Origin of the sequence: Ferrovibrio terrae, assembly GCF_943372915.1 — a bacterium.
GTDB classification, from domain to species: domain Bacteria; phylum Pseudomonadota; class Alphaproteobacteria; order Ferrovibrionales; family Ferrovibrionaceae; genus Ferrovibrio; species Ferrovibrio terrae_A.
In genome coordinates this window covers 280,913-295,600 of sequence record NZ_CALSAN010000001.1, presented here as the reverse complement: position 1 = coordinate 295,600, position 14,688 = coordinate 280,913, and the positions used below count along the sequence as shown (strand labels likewise).

At 66.1% G+C, this 14,688-nt stretch carries 14 protein-coding genes; 9 read left to right on the top strand and 5 right to left on the bottom strand.

Annotated features, from left to right (window positions below):
• Together AAG821_RS01465 and cueR are read left to right on the top strand one after the other, a co-directional pair.
• On the top strand, positions 1-1,616 hold a 1,616-nt coding region (locus AAG821_RS01465), incomplete at its 5' end, for a heavy metal translocating P-type ATPase (RefSeq protein WP_341916194.1).
• The gene (gene cueR, locus AAG821_RS01460; protein ID WP_341908715.1) at positions 1,613-2,074 is read left to right on the top strand and encodes a Cu(I)-responsive transcriptional regulator; all 462 of its coding nucleotides are present in this window, start codon (positions 1,613-1,615) and stop codon (positions 2,072-2,074) included. The genes AAG821_RS01465 and cueR, both read left to right, overlap by 4 nt.
• A gap of 52 nt (positions 2,075-2,126) precedes the next feature.
• Here cueR and AAG821_RS01455 read toward each other — a convergent pair whose 3' ends face one another.
• The gene (locus AAG821_RS01455; protein WP_341908716.1) at positions 2,127-2,774 is read right to left on the bottom strand and encodes a porin family protein; all 648 of its coding nucleotides are present in this window, start codon (positions 2,772-2,774) and stop codon (positions 2,127-2,129) included.
• 258 nt (positions 2,775-3,032) lie between these two features.
• Here AAG821_RS01455 and AAG821_RS01450 point away from each other — a divergent pair, with 258 nt between their 5' ends.
• Entirely contained in the window at positions 3,033-3,341 is a 309-nt protein-coding gene (locus tag AAG821_RS01450) for a (2Fe-2S) ferredoxin domain-containing protein (protein ID WP_341908718.1), read from the top strand.
• On the opposite strand, the gene AAG821_RS01445 is transcribed toward AAG821_RS01450, so the two are convergent.
• Together AAG821_RS01445 and AAG821_RS01440 are read right to left on the bottom strand one after the other, a co-directional pair.
• Positions 3,325-4,455, bottom strand: coding sequence for a hypothetical protein (locus AAG821_RS01445; RefSeq protein WP_341908720.1), 1,131 nt, complete (start codon positions 4,453-4,455; stop codon positions 3,325-3,327). The two genes, AAG821_RS01450 and AAG821_RS01445, sit on opposite strands and share 17 nt — an antisense overlap.
• 19 nt (positions 4,456-4,474) lie before the next feature.
• Positions 4,475-5,065 carry a TIGR00645 family protein gene (locus AAG821_RS01440; RefSeq protein WP_341908722.1) on the bottom strand — a complete coding sequence of 197 codons (591 nt, stop codon included), beginning with the start codon at positions 5,063-5,065 and terminating at the stop codon, positions 4,475-4,477.
• A 234-nt stretch (positions 5,066-5,299) separates the two neighbouring features.
• Between AAG821_RS01440 and AAG821_RS01435 the strand changes: the two genes are divergently transcribed.
• Together AAG821_RS01435 and AAG821_RS01430 are read left to right on the top strand one after the other, a co-directional pair.
• Positions 5,300-6,919, top strand: coding sequence for an MDR family MFS transporter (locus tag AAG821_RS01435; RefSeq protein ID WP_341908724.1), 1,620 nt, complete (start codon positions 5,300-5,302; stop codon positions 6,917-6,919).
• Positions 6,920-7,011: 92 nt separating this feature from the next.
• Positions 7,012-8,244 (top strand): glycoside hydrolase family 2 TIM barrel-domain containing protein, encoded by a 1,233-nt coding sequence (locus tag AAG821_RS01430; protein WP_341908726.1) that lies wholly within the window; start codon positions 7,012-7,014, stop codon positions 8,242-8,244.
• A gap of 136 nt (positions 8,245-8,380) precedes the next feature.
• Here the strand turns inward: AAG821_RS01430 and AAG821_RS01425 are convergent, their stop codons facing one another.
• Both AAG821_RS01425 and AAG821_RS01420 read right to left on the bottom strand, forming a co-directional pair.
• A complete protein-coding gene (locus tag AAG821_RS01425) occupies positions 8,381-8,854 on the bottom strand; it encodes a chemotaxis protein CheW (RefSeq protein ID WP_341908728.1) in 474 nt (157 codons plus the stop codon).
• Position 8,855: 1 nt separating this feature from the next.
• Positions 8,856-10,961 carry a methyl-accepting chemotaxis protein gene (locus AAG821_RS01420; RefSeq protein ID WP_341908730.1) on the bottom strand — a complete coding sequence of 702 codons (2,106 nt, stop codon included), beginning with the start codon at positions 10,959-10,961 and terminating at the stop codon, positions 8,856-8,858.
• A gap of 397 nt (positions 10,962-11,358) precedes the next feature.
• On the opposite strand from AAG821_RS01420, the gene AAG821_RS01415 reads away from it, so the two are divergent.
• The 4 genes from AAG821_RS01415 to AAG821_RS01400 all read left to right on the top strand — a co-directional run bounded on the left by AAG821_RS01415 (position 11,359) and on the right by AAG821_RS01400 (position 14,615).
• A complete protein-coding gene (locus AAG821_RS01415) occupies positions 11,359-12,684 on the top strand; it encodes an MFS transporter (protein WP_341908732.1) in 1,326 nt (441 codons plus the stop codon).
• A 38-nt stretch (positions 12,685-12,722) separates the two neighbouring features.
• A complete protein-coding gene (locus AAG821_RS01410) occupies positions 12,723-13,703 on the top strand; it encodes a Gfo/Idh/MocA family oxidoreductase (RefSeq protein ID WP_341908734.1) in 981 nt (326 codons plus the stop codon).
• Positions 13,704-13,933: 230 nt separating this feature from the next.
• Positions 13,934-14,113, top strand: a complete 180-nt coding sequence (locus AAG821_RS01405; RefSeq protein WP_341908737.1) for a DUF1328 domain-containing protein — start codon at positions 13,934-13,936, stop codon at positions 14,111-14,113.
• A gap of 175 nt (positions 14,114-14,288) precedes the next feature.
• Complete coding sequence (locus AAG821_RS01400) at positions 14,289-14,615, top strand: general stress protein (protein ID WP_341908739.1); 327 nt, start codon at positions 14,289-14,291, stop codon at positions 14,613-14,615.
• The last annotated feature ends 73 nt before the right edge of the window (positions 14,616-14,688 follow it).

The window sequence follows — 14,688 nt, the reverse complement described above, 5'->3', positions numbered from 1 at the left end:
TGGGCAAGTGGCTGGAGGCGCGCGCCCGCGGGCAGACCGCCGCCGCGCTGCGTGCCTTGCTGCAGTTGCGGCCCGCCACCGCACGGCGGCGCAGGCCTGATGGCACGGAAGAAACCGTCGATACCGCGCTGCTGCGCGCCGACGACATCCTGCTGCTGCGCGCCGGCGAAGCCTTCGCTGCCGACGGCATCGTGATCGAGGGCCGCGCCAGCGTTGATGAATCGATGCTGACCGGTGAATCGCTGCCGGTCGAAAAGCAGATGGGCGACACCGTGCGCGCCGGCACGCTCAACCGCGATGGCCTGATCGCCGTGCGCATCGAAGCCACGGCTGGCGAGACCATGCTGGCCCGCATCCTGCGGCTGGTGGAAAGCGCCCAGGCCAGCAAACCGCCGGTGCAGCAGCTGGTCGACCGGATCAGCAGCGTCTTTGTGCCGGTCGTGATCTTTATTGCCCTTGTCACCTTCACCTTCACGCTCAGTCTCAGTAGCGGCAATGTGGAAATGGCACTTCTGCATGCCATCGCGGTGCTGGTGATCGCCTGCCCCTGTGCGCTGGGCCTGGCAACGCCGGCGGCGCTGATGGTCGGCACCGGCGTGGCGGCACGGCATGGCATCCTGATCCGCGATGCCGGTGCGCTGGAGCAGGCGCGCAACCTGCGGCTGGTGGCGTTTGACAAGACCGGCACGCTGACCGAGGGCAAGCCGGTGGTGACGGCGATCCATGCTGCTGCTGGCGACGAGGCTGCCCTGCTGCGGCTGGCGGCGGCCCTGCAGGCCGGTTCGCAGCATCCGCTGGCAACCGCAATCCGCGCGCGCGTCGGCGATGTCAGCCTGCCATCGGTACAGGACTTCCGTGATTTCGCCGGTCGTGGTGTCTGCGGCCTCGTCGAGGGTCGCCATCTGCTGCTCGGCAACGCGCGGCTGCTGCAGGAGCATGGCATCAGTGCCGGCGTGCTGCAGGAACCGGCGGACATGCAGGCCGTGCAGGGGCGCACCGTGTCCTGGCTCGCCGATGACGACACCAAGACCGTACTCGGCTTCTTTGCCTTCGGCGATGAACCCAAGGCTCATGCTGCCGCGGCGATTGCCGGCCTGCAGGCGATGGGCCTGCGCGTGGCGATGCTGTCGGGCGATGCCCCGGCGGCAGCGGGTGCCATCGCGGCACGGCTCGGCATCACCGAGGTGCAGGCCGGCCTGCTGCCGGAAGACAAGGCGGCGGCGATTGCGCGGCTGCGCGACCAGGCGGGTGGCGACATCGCCATGGTGGGCGACGGCATCAATGATGCACCGGCACTCGCCTCGGCCGATCTCGGCATCGCCATGGGCAACGGTACGGATGTGGCGATGCAGACGGCCGGCATCACGCTGATGCGTGGTGACCCGCTGCTGGTGGCCGATGCCATCGGCATTGCTCGGGCCACCGATGCGCGCATCCGGCAGAATCTGGTCTGGGCCTTTGGCTATAATGTGATCGGTATTCCGCTGGCCGCCTTCGGCCTGCTCGACCCGATGCTGGCCGGCGCGGCGATGGCGCTCAGTTCGGTTTCGGTGCTGACCAATGCGCTGCTGCTGCGGCGCTGGCAGCCGCATCATGTCCAGGAGGCAAGATCATGAATATCGGCCAGGCCAGCGGCGCATCCGGCGTCAGCGCCAAGATGATCCGTTATTACGAAAGCATCGGGCTGATGCCGGCGGCCGGCCGCACGCAGAGCGGCTATCGCGTCTACAGCCCGCGCGATGTGCATCTGCTGCGCTTCGTGCGCCGCTCGCGCGATCTGGGCTTCGCGCTGGAGGATATCCGCCTGCTGCTCGGCCTGTGGCAGGATGGCGCGCGGCCGTCGGCAGCGGTGAAAGATATCGCGCTCAAGCATATCGACGACCTGACGCGCAAGATCGCCGAGCTGCAGGCGATGAAGCGCAGCCTGCAGCATCTGGCCGAGGCCTGCCACGGCGATGCGCGGCCCGACTGCCCGATTCTCGATGACCTGAGCGGCCTGGATGTTGGTCATGAAAAAGGCGGCGAGACCGAAGCCGCGCCGCCCCAAACGGCCGACAAATCATGCTGCCGCTAGACCCTCCGCCCCACCGGATGTACGGCGGAAGGTCCAGCGGCAGCTTTGCCGTTTAGAACCAGCTGCGGAAGCCGAGCCGGGCGACATGCTGGGTGCTGTCGTCCAGACCATTGGCGCCATCGTTGATCCACTGGTAGCGATAGCTCGGCACGATCTCCAGGCTGCTGGCCAGCTTGTAGCCGACACCGACTTCGCCGAAGGCGGTGAGATCGGTGCTGCTGTCGCTGTTACCCGGCAGTGTCGAACCGTTGGCTGTCACAGCCGGGCGATCGAAACGCTGGTGCATCAGGCCGGCGCCGGCGCCGGCATAGGGCGTCAGCGGCGTGCCGGTGGCGAAGTCGTAATAGGCGGCGCCGGTCAGCGAATACTGGTCGGTATCGCCGCGCACGGCACTGCGGCCGCCATTGGCATGGTAGCTGTCGTTGTCGATGCTGCCGTAGCCGAGTTCGGCTTCCAGGCGCAGGTTGTTCGGCAGGCGATAGCCATACTGGCCGGCAAAGGAATAGCCGTTATCGCGTTCCAGATGCGCCCCGCCATCGCGGTCGGTATCCGGTGTCATCAGATAGCCGCCGGTGAAGCCGGCATAGGCACCGGGCTTCAGCGTGGTGGTGTCGGGCTTGTCCTGGGCGAAGGCCGGCAGCGCCAGCGCGGTGGTGGACAGCAAGGTGGCCGCAAGCGCGGCAGAAGCAAAGCGGGTCATGATGATACTCCTGCAAGTGTGACGAAACATCGGCCGCCCTGTTGCAGCCAGGCGGGCGCTTGTAACTAGGGCTCGATACAAGGCGGAATCGTGGCATTGCCTGGGCAGCATCGCGGCAAGCGTGGCCATGGTAAATTCGTCACAGTTTTGCATCCGGCCGGGCAATCCGGGCTTTTTCGCTGGCCGGCTTGTGCGAAGCTTGGCCGGGCCCTATGTGAAGCGGCCCAGCGTTACAAAATGTCCGATTGCAGGCCGTGCATGTCATCTTCTGAAAAATCTGTCCTGCAGCCGGCTGAACAGCCCTGGTCGACCGCCCTGGTGCTGGTCTGCTCCGAATGCGAGGGCGGCCATGGCGTCGATCTCGCACAGCGGCTGAAGGACGCGATGAAAGCGGCCGGCCATAAGAAGGATGTGCGCGTCGCCCGCGTGCGCTGCCTCGGCATCTGTCCCAAGCGCGGCGTCGCCGTCACCATCACCGGTGCTGCCCAGCCGGCGCAGAGCCATGTGGTCACCGGCAAGGGCCACGATGCCGTTGCGGCGCTGACCGCGCTTATTGCGCCAGAGTGATCCGGTAAAGTCGCACGCCGCGCGGCGCGATGCTGTCGCGGAAGATGCCGCGTGCGGCATCCTGCGCGACAGCATCGCCCTCGTCGAAGCGCGTCAGGCTGCGGATCGCGCGCGCAAAACCAATGCGGAAATCCGCCTCGGCTGTGCCGGCATTCAGCACGATCAGCAGCAGGCCGCCGTCATGTGGCTTCAGCAGGCTGCGCAGTTGCGGCAGCGGCGGTCGTGCGCCGGTGGCGGCGGGCGGCTCGATCCGCGTGGCGATGCTGTAGGGTTCGGCGGCATCGGGCTGCAGCAGGGCGGGGGCGATGCGGCTGATGCGGCGGTTGAGCTGCGTCACGGCATCCCACAGCCGGCGCGATGCCGCCACATCGCCCGGCGTTGCCCGCAGCGGTGCATGGCCGCCGGTCTGGATGCCGTAATCCAGCTGCGGTGCCGGCGCGATGCCGAGCCAGCCGGCACTGCGCGCCACGTAATTGTCTTCACCCTGCCAGACGATGCCGGTGGCACCGCCCAGCAGTGCCGAGAAGGCCAGCAGGCGCGCCTCATCGGGATCGGGCAGGGTTTCGCCATTGCCGACGCGCGCACTGGCCGGCAGCAGGGCCCAGACCGGTCTGGCCATCTGGTGCTTCGCGGTCTGCGCAAAGGCATCACCGGCCAGCGCGTCACGCGGCATGGCAATCAGCACCACATCGCTGGCATCCAGCAGGGCGGCGTGGTGCAGCTCCCCCCAGCTGTCAGGTCGCGCGCGCAACAGCATCAGGTGCGAACCATCGGCGGCGGCCAGCTGCGTATCCAGCGGCTGTTCCGGATCGGCGGTGACGGCATTGAAGTTGGCGAGGAAGGCGGCGTTGAAGCCGCGCGCCCCGGGCGCGTTGGGTGCACCACGATTGTAATCGACCAGCGCGCCGCTCAGGGCCAGCGGGAAGAAGGAGCGCGCCTGGTCAAACCGCTGCAGCAGCCCGCCGCTGCGGTCGGTCTGCGGCACCGGCCCCGGATATGGCCGCTGGATGCTGGCGGCATCCAGCGGTGCGTAATCGGCAAAGGGATCGCCGGCACAGCCTGTCAGGAACAGGCCGGCCAGCAGCAGCACGGGAAGCAGGACGGGATGACGCAACCGGCTCATCCCGCGGACTTCACTTTGGCGCGTGCTTGGTGTCGCGTTCGATCACCGTGCCATCCGTCACCGTTGTATCGGCCGGGATATGTGGATCCTTGCCATGGCCTTCGGAGGATTCGATCAGGCGATCCATCCAAGCCAGCAGCACGCCCGATACCACGAAGGTGAGGTGGATGCCGACCAGCCAGGCGAGTTCAATATTGTCGCGCTCCTCGATATTCATGAAGGCGCGCAGCAGCTGGATGGCGGAGATGGCGACGATGCTGGCCACCAGTTTCAGCTTCATGCCGGAATAGTCGATCTTGCCCATCCACTCGGGGCGATCCTTGTGGTCGGCATTGTCGATCTTGGAGACGAAATTCTCGTAACCGGAGAAGATCACCAGCAGCAGCAGGTTGCCGGCCAGTGACAGGTCGATCAGCGACAGGATCGACAGCACCAGCTGCGCCTCGCTCATGGCGAAGACGCTGGGCACGGTGTGGAACAGCTCCTGCAGGAACTTGACCAGCAGCAGCACCAGCGCCACCGCCAGGCCCAGATAGAAGGGCGCCATGACCCAGCGGCTGGCAAACAGCGTGCGTTCGATCAGGCGTTCAAGAAAAAGCATGGTCCAACTCCGATCCATCAATACGGCGGGAAGCTAGCCGAAGCGCCCCGATCAAACCAGAGCAGCCACCCGAACCAATTTCCCTTATGGTTTGGGGTGCTGCGGCGAAATGGCGGCTTGCCAGCCCGGCCGCCCGGGTCTAGGTAAAACGTATACGATCTTTTATGGCGCCGCAGCCTCTCGCAGCCCCCCGGTGGCTGCAGAGGGGCGTATCGCCCGGCCTGAAGATTTACAATGTCTCCGCCCCCTGCTTCCGCCCCCATCCCCGCTTCCGTCACCGAACCGTCACCGGATGACGGTCAGCCGGTGTTCAGCCACCAGGAAAAGATCGTCATTTTCCTGGGCCTGATGCTGGGCATGTTCCTCGCCGCGCTGGAGCAGACGATCGTCGCCACGGCGCTGCCCGGCATCGCCGCCGACCTGAAGGCGGCCGAGCATCTCAGCTGGGTGGTGTCGGCCTATCTGCTCACCTCGACGGCGGCGACACCGATCTACGGCAAGCTGTCGGATCTCTATGGCCGCAAGCTGATGCTGCAGATCGCCATCGGCATCTTCCTTATCACCTCGCTGCTCTGCGGCCTGGCCCAGAGCATGACCGAACTCGTTATATACCGTGCGCTGCAGGGCCTGGGCGGCGGCGGCCTGCTCGCCATGGCCCATGCCACCATTGCCGATGTGGTCAGCCCGCGCGAACGCGGCCGCTACCAGGCCTATATCGCCAGCACCTTTGCGGTCGCCAGCATCGCCGGCCCGGTGCTGGGCGGGCTGTTCACCGAGCATCTGGGCTGGCAGTGGATCTTCTGGATCAACCTGCCGTTCGGGCTGGCGGCCCTGCTGGTGGCGCAGAAGACGCTGAAGCGTCTGCATGTGAAACGCGTGCGCCACAAGATCGACTACGCCGGCGCGGTGCTGATCGTTTCGGCGGTGTGCTGCGTGCTGCTGGTTACCACCATGGGCGGCAATGAATTTGCCTGGGCCTCGCCACAGATCCTTGGCCTTGGCGCCGCCGCCATCGTGCTGTTTGCCCTGAGCGTGGTGCAGGAGCGCCGCGCGCCGGAAGCGATCCTGCCGCCGCGGCTGTTCGGCAACGCCAATTACATGATCGCCATGACCGCCAGCCTGCTGCTGGCCATGGTGATGATCGGCGGCCTGGTGTTCATGCCGCTGGTGCTGCAGATGATCTACCAGATGTCGGCCGGCGATTCCGGTCTGATGCTGATTCCGCTCACCTGCACCAGTGTGATGGGCGCCATCACCGCCGGCCAGCTGGTGTCGCGCACCGGCCGCTACAAGCATTTCCCCGTTCTGGGCATGAGCATGGTGCTGGCCGCCATGCTGCTGCTCGCCACCATCACGGCGGCCACGCCGCTCTGGCTCACCGGCATCTATATGGGCCTGTCGGGCTACGGCATCGGCCTGTTCATGCCGGTGATGCTGATCTCGGTGCAGAATTCGGTGGAACAGCGCGATCTTGGCGTCGGCACCGCCTCGGTATCGTTTTTCCGCTCGATGGGCGGCTCGTTCGGCGTGGCGCTGTTCGGTGCCGTGCTGATCGCCCGCCTCGACCAGCTGATCGCCGCCCTGCCGGGCCATGCCGCCCTCGGGCCGCAGCCGGCGGCACAGCTGTTGCGCGCCGGCCCGGCCGCCCTGGCCTCCACGCCGCCGGCCCTGCGGGATGGCGTTGGCCTGGCGCTGACCGATGCCTTCCACACCGTGTTCTGGCTCGGGGCCGGCATTGCCGCCCTGGCGCTGGGCATCATTGTCTTCCTGCGCGAGACACCCCTGCGCGGCGGCCCGGTGCAGGCCGCCCGCAAGGCCGATCCCGCCGCCAGCATCGGTGCGCCGGCGGACTGATCGGTGCGGCATCCAAGCTTATCCACACAGGGATTGTCCCGAATGCTTCAAAGCGCTTGCAAGCTCCGGGGCTTCCCGGCATGAGTCACGCCATGCTCCGCATCCTGTTTGCCCTGTGTTTCATTGCGCCGCTCCTGGCGTCGCACCCCGCCGCCGCTGCCAATGTGATGGTCGACCGCGACGGCCTGCTGGTCGATGGCAAGCCCTTTGCCGTGGTCGGCGCCGCCGGCCAGACCCGCTTCGGCCTGCTCAAGCAACTCGGCGCCAATACGGTACGCACCTATGGCGATGAAACCGGCTATGTGCTGGACGAGGCGCAGAAGGTCGGCCTGAAGGTGATCGCCGGCTTCTGGCTGGAACATCCGCGCCGCGGCTTCAGCTACCGCGATCTTGCCCAGGTCGGGCCGCAGCTGCAGAAGCTCACCGAATTCGTCAATCGCTACAAAAACCATCCCGCCCTGCTGATGTGGGCGCTGGGCAACGAGGTCGAGGCCGAACTGGCCGATGACAGCCAGGTCTGGACCGGCATCGAGGAGGCGGCCAAGATCGTGCGCCGCCTCGATCCCAATCACCCGACCATGGCGGTGCTGGCCGAGGCCGGCGGCGACAAGATCGTGCGCCTGCGCCGTCATGCGCCCAGCATCCAGGTGCTCGGCGTCAATTCCTATGGCGACTCCCTGCCCTCGCTGCCCGGCCGCGTACGCGCGCAGGGCTGGAAGGGTCCGCTGATCGTCACCGAGATGGGCCCGATCGGCCAGTGGCAGGCCAGGCGCACGCCCTGGGGCGCGGCGATCGAACCGAGCAGCGATGAAAAGGCGGCAATGCTGTCGCGCTGGTTCACCGCGCTGCAGCCCGAAGTGCAGGGCCAGATCGTGTTCTACTGGGGCCAGAAGCAGGAAGTGACGCCAACCTGGCACAGCCTGTTGTTGCAGGGTGGCGAATATACCAGAACCGCCGAGGCGATGGCGGCGGCCTGGGGCGGCAACACGCCGCAGGGCAACCGGGCGCCGCGCATCTCGCTGTTCCGCTTCCCGCAGGGCAATGAATGGAACAAGGACCAGGCCGTGCGCGCCGAGATCGCGGTGGAAGATCCCGACAACGATCCGGTCGGCGTGGTGTGGCAGGTGATGGCCGAAAGCAACGACCTGCGCACCTTCGGCGATGCCGAAGCGGTGCCGCCGGTGTTTCCGCAGGCGGTGCGCGATCCCGGTCCGAAAGGCGCCAGCATCACCGGCCTGCAGCCCGGCAACTATCGCCTGTTCGTCACCGTGCGCGACGGCAAGGGCGCGGCGGCCACGGCGAACCTGCCGTTCCGGGTGAAATAAGACAGGCCGGGTGAAGCAGCCCGGGCCAGGAAAAAAGGCGGACGCTTGCGCGTCCGCCTTTCCGCCTCTGTGGATGCTGTACTCTTACGCTACTCATACTCTGTACTGGTACTCATACTCTTACTCACTCGTACTGTTACGCAGCAGCATCCAGCAGGGGTGTCTCGGGTGCATTGAGTGCAGCCACCGTGCGACCTTCGACCAGGCGGTCGAGATCGAGCAGCGACACCATGCGTTCCTCGCGCGCGGCCAGCGCGGTGAGGAAACCATGTTCGGCATCGGCCACCGTATCCGGCACCGCCTGCAGCTCGGCTTCATCCAGCGAAACGATATCCGACACCGCATCGACCAGCAGGCCATACACGCCGGCCCGCGCCTCGACGATGATCACCACGTGATTGGCGGTCGGCGGCGGCGCATCGGCATTCAGCCGGATGCGCAGATCGAAAATCGGCACCACTTCGCCGCGCAGGTTGACCACACCGCGCACGCTGGTCGGCGCATTCGGCAGTGGCGTTTCCTTGGTCCAGCCACGAATCTCGCGCACGCTCAGGATATCGACGCCGTAATCCTGGCCCGAGATGGCAAAGGTCAGATATTCGCTGCTCATCTCAGAATTCCTCCCAGGTGTCGCCGTCAGCCTTCAGCGCGGTATTGCCAGATACAGTCATGGCGACCGGGGCTGACTTAGCGCGGGCGGCCGGCTTTACAACCGGGCGCGGTGTCGCAGGTGCGGCAACCTTGGCCGCAGTACGCGGCTTCACCGCCACCACATTGCTGTTGCTGGCGGCTGCGACAGTGGTTTCACCGGTGCGGAAGAAGCCGACCAGATCAGCCAGTTCCTGTGCCTGGCCCGACAGCGCCTGGGCTGCCGCCGAGGTCTCTTCCACCAGCGCACCGTTGCGCTGGGTGGTTTCGTCCATGCTGGCGACCGCCGTGTTGATCTGGTCGAGACCAGTGGCCTGCTCGCGCGAGGCTGCGGCGATCTCGGCGACGATATCCGCCACCTTCTTCACCGCACCCACGATCTCGTCCAGGCTGCTGCCGGTCTGCTGCACCAGGCTGGCGCCGCTGCGCACCTGCGCATTCGACTCCTGGATCAGGCCCTTGATGTCTTTCGATGCCGAGGCCGAGCGCTGCGCCAGAGCCCGCACTTCCTGGGCGACGACGGCAAAGCCCTTGCCGGCTTCGCCGGCCCGCGCCGCTTCCACGCTGGCATTCAGTGCCAGCAGGTTGGTCTGGAAGGCGATCTCGTCGATCAGGCCGACGATGTCGCTGATCTTCTGCGCGCTTTGCTCGATGCCGTTCATCGCGGTCACCGCATCGGTCACCACGCGACCGCCTTTTTCTGCCGTGCTGCGCGCCACGGTGGCGAGCTGGTTGGCGGCCTGGGCATTGTCGGCATTCTGCTTCACGGTGGCGGTGATCTCATGCATCGAGGCGGCGGTCTCCTCGATCGAGGCGGCCTGGCTTTCGGTGCGGCTGGCCAGATCCTGGCTGCCCGCAGAGATTTCACCCGAGGCATCGCGCACCGCCGAGGAGGCATTGCGCAGGCGGCCGGCGAAATCCTTCAGCGTATGGGCCATCCGGTTGACGCTGTCCTTCAGCGTGCCGAACACGCCGGCATAGTTGCCCTCGACATGCTTGGTCACATCGCCATCGGCGAGCGCCGCGGTGATGGTGTCGAGTTCGCCGGTCATGGTCTTTAGCATGCCGGCCAGGCCATTCAGCTTCTGGCTCATGGTCAGCAGGAAACCATCCTTGTCGGCTTCATTCAGCCGCATGTCGAGATCGCCGCTGGCGATCTTGTCGCAGAGTTCGGAAATCTCGGCGATGGCGTCGCGTTCGCGCGTCTCGCGCGCGTCGCGTTCGGCGGCCTGCTGCTGGCGCTGGGACTCGATCTGCTGCTCGGCCTCGGCGCGGGCCACCATGTTGTCCTTGAACACCTGCACGGTCTTGGCCATGGCGCCGATCTCGTCGCTGCGCTGGGCGCCGTTCACGGCAACGCTCAGGTCGCCATCGGCCAGCTTGCCCATGGTGCTGGTGATGCGGGTGATCGGCCGGGTGATGGTGACGATCACGATCACGGCAGCCAGCAGCACGGCGAGCAGAATGCCGATGCCGGTGGTCCAGATCATGGTCGGGCGCTGCACCGTGTAGAACGCGGTCAGCTGGTCGTTCATGGTGTCGACCGCCTTGGCATTGCGTTCGGCGGCATTGCGCAGGGTCTCGATCACGCCGTCGCGCTGCTTCAGCACGGCCGGCGCGCGGCCGATTTCGCGGGCGGCTTCAACGCCATCGCTCTGCACGGCGGCGAGGATGGCGCGGCGGTTGGTGAAATAGGCCTGCAGGGGCGCCTTCACACTCTCGCCGAAGGTCTTCTGGGTTTCCGGCGGCAGCAGGCTTTCCCAGTAGGTCAGGATTTTCTCGACGGCGGCGATCTCGGTGTTCATCGCCGCGACGAGCGCCTTCAGTTTCTCGCTGTCTTCGGCCGCATAGATTTCCAGCGTGATGCCGCGGGTGTTGATGATGCGGGCCAGTACACGCTCGCTGATCAGGGCGCGCTCGCTGAGTGCACCCATCTGGTTGCTCTGGTCTTCGTAGCGGTCCATCGAGTAGATGCCCATCCAGCCAATGCCGGTGGTGAGCAGGGCCATGATGGCGATGACCAGGTAAATCCGGGGGCCGATTTTCAGCCATGAGAAGAGGCGGCGCATAAAAGTCTCCTGAAGCCGCGCGCGCTTATTCAGCAGCGCCGGGCGGCGGGGGTTGGTACCGGTTTGGATCAGGAGACCGCTGCGCTGGCGGCAATGCCGGTTAACAAGCATCTGCACGGCAGCGGTCGTTGGAGACTTCCCCTTCCCGCGGGAAAGCGCCGCGCGACGCTATGCTGCGGCCCGGGCGTTATGCCGCATCAGGCGGATTGTTGCACTTGCATATATCGCCATGCGGGTATGCGTCACACGCATATGAAAGACAAAGTCTTCTTATGGAATATATAATTATTCTAAACTCAAGATATCGCTGGGTAACCCGGATCACGGCGACCAGCTGTAGATGCACTTGCAGTTGCATGGCCTTGCCGCGTGCCACGGCTGGGCTAGCTTTGCTGGCGTGACCGCATCTGCACCCCCTGGTTTTTCCCGCCGCCTGCTGGCTGCCTATGCCGCGCCGGCTCTGCCGGGCGCCATGCTGCTGCTGCCGCTCTATGTGCATCTGCCGGTGCTCTATGCCGATACGCTGGGCCTGGGCCTCAGCCTGGTCGGCACGCTGCTGCTGGTGGCGCGGCTGTGGGATGTCGTCACCGATCCACTGGTCGGTGTGCTGTGCGACCGCAGCCTCGGCCGCTTCGGTCGCCGCAAGCCGTGGATTCTCGCCGGCCTGCCGCTCGCCATGCTGGGCGCGGCCTTTCTGTTCATGCCGGGCGAGCGCGTGTCGGCCGCCTATCTGCTCGGCTGGACCATGCTGCTCTATCTCGGCGCCACCATGATCCAGATTCCCTATCAGGCTTGGGGCGCCGAACTCTCCGGCGAGTATCACGAACGCACGCGGATCAGCGGCTGGCGTGAAGCCATCACCGTGCTGGGCACCCTGCTGGCGGCGGCACTGCCGGCGCTGTTCGGCAGCGACACGCGTGCCGGTGTTGCCGCACTCGGCGTTGCCGTCATCCTGCTGCTGCCGGTCTGTGTTGCCATCGCACTGCTGCGCGTGCCGGAACCGCCGCTGGCGCCGGGCGCCGCGCCATCCTTCACCATCGCGGGGCTGCGGGCCGTGTGGCGCAACGGGCCGTTCCGCCGCCTGCTGCTGGCCTGGTTGCTGAATGGCGTGGCCAATGGCCTGCCGGCAACGCTGGTGCTGCTCTATGTCACCCATGTGCTGCAGGCACCGGCTCTGGCGGGTGTCGTGCTGCTGTTGTATTTCGGCGCCGGCATCGCAGCCGTCCCGCTATGGCTCAAGCTCGCCACGCGGTATGGCAAGCATCGCGTCTGGATCGGCGCCATGCTGTGGAACTGTGCGGTCTTTGCCTTCGTGCCGCTGCTCGGTGCCGGCGATGCGGTGGCCTTCTGCATCATCTCGCTGCTCACCGGCATCTGCCTTGGTGCCGATCTGGCGCTGCCGCCGGCCATGCAGGCCGATGTGATCGACCTGGATACGGCGCGCACGCGGCAGCAGCGCGCCGGTTTTTTCTTCGCGCTCTGGGGCATGGCGACCAAGCTGGCGCTCGCCGCCGCCGTCGGCATCGCCTTCCCGCTGCTCGATCTCGCCGGCTTCGTGCCGGCCGCCAGCAGCAATGCCGGCCCGGCACTGTTTATGCTGGCGGCGCTTTACGCCTGGGCGCCGGTGGGCTTCAAGCTGGCCGCCATCGCGGTGATGTGGCGCTATCCGATCACCGCCGAGCGCCAGCGGCGCTTGCGCGCGCGCATTGCCCGCCGCATATAATGCAGTCTTCGTCACTGCATTCCTGAAAAGAGTTATTCATGGCTTCCGCTCCGGTCCGGCTCGGCATCATCGGCTACGGCATCATGGGCGAGCGCCTGCTGCGCGCCGCGCTCAACCACGATCCGGCCGTGCTCACTGTCGCCGGCGTGTGGGACCCGTCGGCCGCGGCGATGGCGCGGCTCAAGACCGACCTGCCGCAGGTGGTACAGATTGGTTCGGCTTCCGCGGTGATCGAGGCCTGCGACTGTCTCTACATCGCTTCGCCGCCGGCCTCGCATCTGGCCTATGCGCGCGAGGCGTTTGCCAGGGGTCGCGCGGTGTTCTGCGAAAAGCCGCTGGCCGTCGATGTGGCCGATGCGGAAAAGTTTGTCGCCGAGGCCGGCAAGAGCGGTGGCCGCGGCGGCGTCAATTTCCCGTTCGCGTCTTCCTTTGCGGTCGACCAGCTGCGCGCCTGGATGGCCGAGGGCGTGACGGGGGATGTACAGCGCATTGATGTCGAGATCGGTTTCATGCAGTGGCCGCGGCCCTGGCAGATGGATGCGGTCAGCTGGCTCGATGCGCGCGCGCAGGGCGGCTTCACCCGCGAAGTCGGTTCGCATTTCCTGTTTCTGGCACGCCGCCTGTTCGGGCCGCTCAGCCTGCAGGGCCACAGTATCGCCTATCCGGAAGCCGGCAAATCCGAGCGCAGCGTGGCCGCAACGCTGAATGCCGGCAGCCTGCCGGTGAGCGTCAGCGGCACGGTGGGCGAGACCGACAAACCCGACCACAATCTGTTCCGCATCATCGGCCCCAGGGGCAGCATCCGCCTGCGCGACTGGTCGATTGCCGAACGCCAGGCCAAGGACGGCAGCTGGCATGAGGCTGCCGATGCGCTGCCGAACGAAAAGATGCGGCCGCTGGTGCTGCAGCGCCAGCTCAACAAGGTGGCGGCGCTGACCCATGGCCAGGCCCAGGATCTCGCTACCCTGGCCGAGGCCGCCGAGGTGCAGCGCGTGGTCGAGACCATCCTGCGCGGCTGATCCTGTCAGCATGGCCTGAATCTCCTGAATTTCTGCCATAACCCGGTGCAGCACGGCGCCGGCTGTGACATCGCGGTCACAACTTTCTCGCAGTTTTCGAGCAGCGCGCCGGCGAACTGAATCCCCGGCAGGGCGTTCTATTTCCGACTGCACGGCCGGTGCTGTCGACGAGCGTTCCTCCCCCCGCGCGATCGGGACGGCACCGGCCAAAACAAATAGAGGAGGCCGTCATGCTTCATTGGGCCCTGATCTTTTTCGTTCTGGCGCTGGTCGCCGGTCTGTTCGGTTTTGGCGGTATTGCTGCCGCCTCGGCCAGCATCGCGCAGATCCTGTTCTTCATCTTCCTGGTGATCTTCGTGGTCAGCCTGATCGCGCATCTGATCACCGGTCGCCGTCCGCCTGCCATCTAGCAGGCCGCCTGAATTCACCTGACTCTTTTCCCTGCAGATCCTTCCCCCCAACTCGGCGGATGCCTCGGCATCCGCCAAATTTTTTGTACGGCACCCATTTGTCACACCCTCGCAGGGAACAGTCCGCCGCCTGTGGTGTTGGGAGAGGGTCACCATGCGTTGAAGGAGAATTGAAATGGCAGAGAATCACACCACGCCGCCGCAGATGCCGCCGTCCAAGGCCGGCAGCCAGCCAGCCGAAACCCGGTCTGCTGAAACAGCAGACGAGACGACAGCCGCTCCGCCGCGCGCCGCGCGTGGCTTTGCCGCCATGGACCCGGCGCGCCAGCGCGAGATTGCCCGCAAGGGCGGCCGTGCGGTGCCGGATGAAAAACGCAGCTTCTCGCAGAACCGCGAACTGGCGGCGACCGCAGGTCGCAAGGGCGGTCAGGAAAGCGGCGGCAACTTCGCCAATGATCGCGTCCGTGCCGCTGCGGCTGGTCGCAAGGGCGGCCAGCACTAGCGCCATCCCGCACAAGAGACATGGACGGATCGCGGCGGTGCCGCGGTCCGTTTTTTGCGACAGCACCATGGTT

What these genes read in the sequence shown, in the direction of transcription:
- AAG821_RS01405 (WP_341908737.1), top strand. Translation starts at nt 13,934, where the DNA reads ATGCTTCATTGGGCCCTGATCTTTTTCGTTCTGGCGCTGGTCGCCGGT.
- AAG821_RS01425 (WP_341908728.1), bottom strand. Translation starts at nt 8,854, where the DNA reads ATGAGCAGCGAATATCTGACCTTTGCCATCTCGGGCCAGGATTACGGC.
- cueR (WP_341908715.1), top strand. Translation starts at nt 1,613, where the DNA reads ATGAATATCGGCCAGGCCAGCGGCGCATCCGGCGTCAGCGCCAAGATG.
- AAG821_RS01400 (WP_341908739.1), top strand. Translation starts at nt 14,289, where the DNA reads ATGGCAGAGAATCACACCACGCCGCCGCAGATGCCGCCGTCCAAGGCC.
- AAG821_RS01420 (WP_341908730.1), bottom strand. Translation starts at nt 10,961, where the DNA reads ATGCGCCGCCTCTTCTCATGGCTGAAAATCGGCCCCCGGATTTACCTG.
- AAG821_RS01455 (WP_341908716.1), bottom strand. Translation starts at nt 2,774, where the DNA reads ATGACCCGCTTTGCTTCTGCCGCGCTTGCGGCCACCTTGCTGTCCACC.
- AAG821_RS01440 (WP_341908722.1), bottom strand. Translation starts at nt 5,065, where the DNA reads ATGCTTTTTCTTGAACGCCTGATCGAACGCACGCTGTTTGCCAGCCGC.
- AAG821_RS01430 (WP_341908726.1), top strand. Translation starts at nt 7,012, where the DNA reads ATGCTCCGCATCCTGTTTGCCCTGTGTTTCATTGCGCCGCTCCTGGCG.
- AAG821_RS01450 (WP_341908718.1), top strand. Translation starts at nt 3,033, where the DNA reads ATGTCATCTTCTGAAAAATCTGTCCTGCAGCCGGCTGAACAGCCCTGG.
- AAG821_RS01435 (WP_341908724.1), top strand. Translation starts at nt 5,300, where the DNA reads ATGTCTCCGCCCCCTGCTTCCGCCCCCATCCCCGCTTCCGTCACCGAA.
- AAG821_RS01410 (WP_341908734.1), top strand. Translation starts at nt 12,723, where the DNA reads ATGGCTTCCGCTCCGGTCCGGCTCGGCATCATCGGCTACGGCATCATG.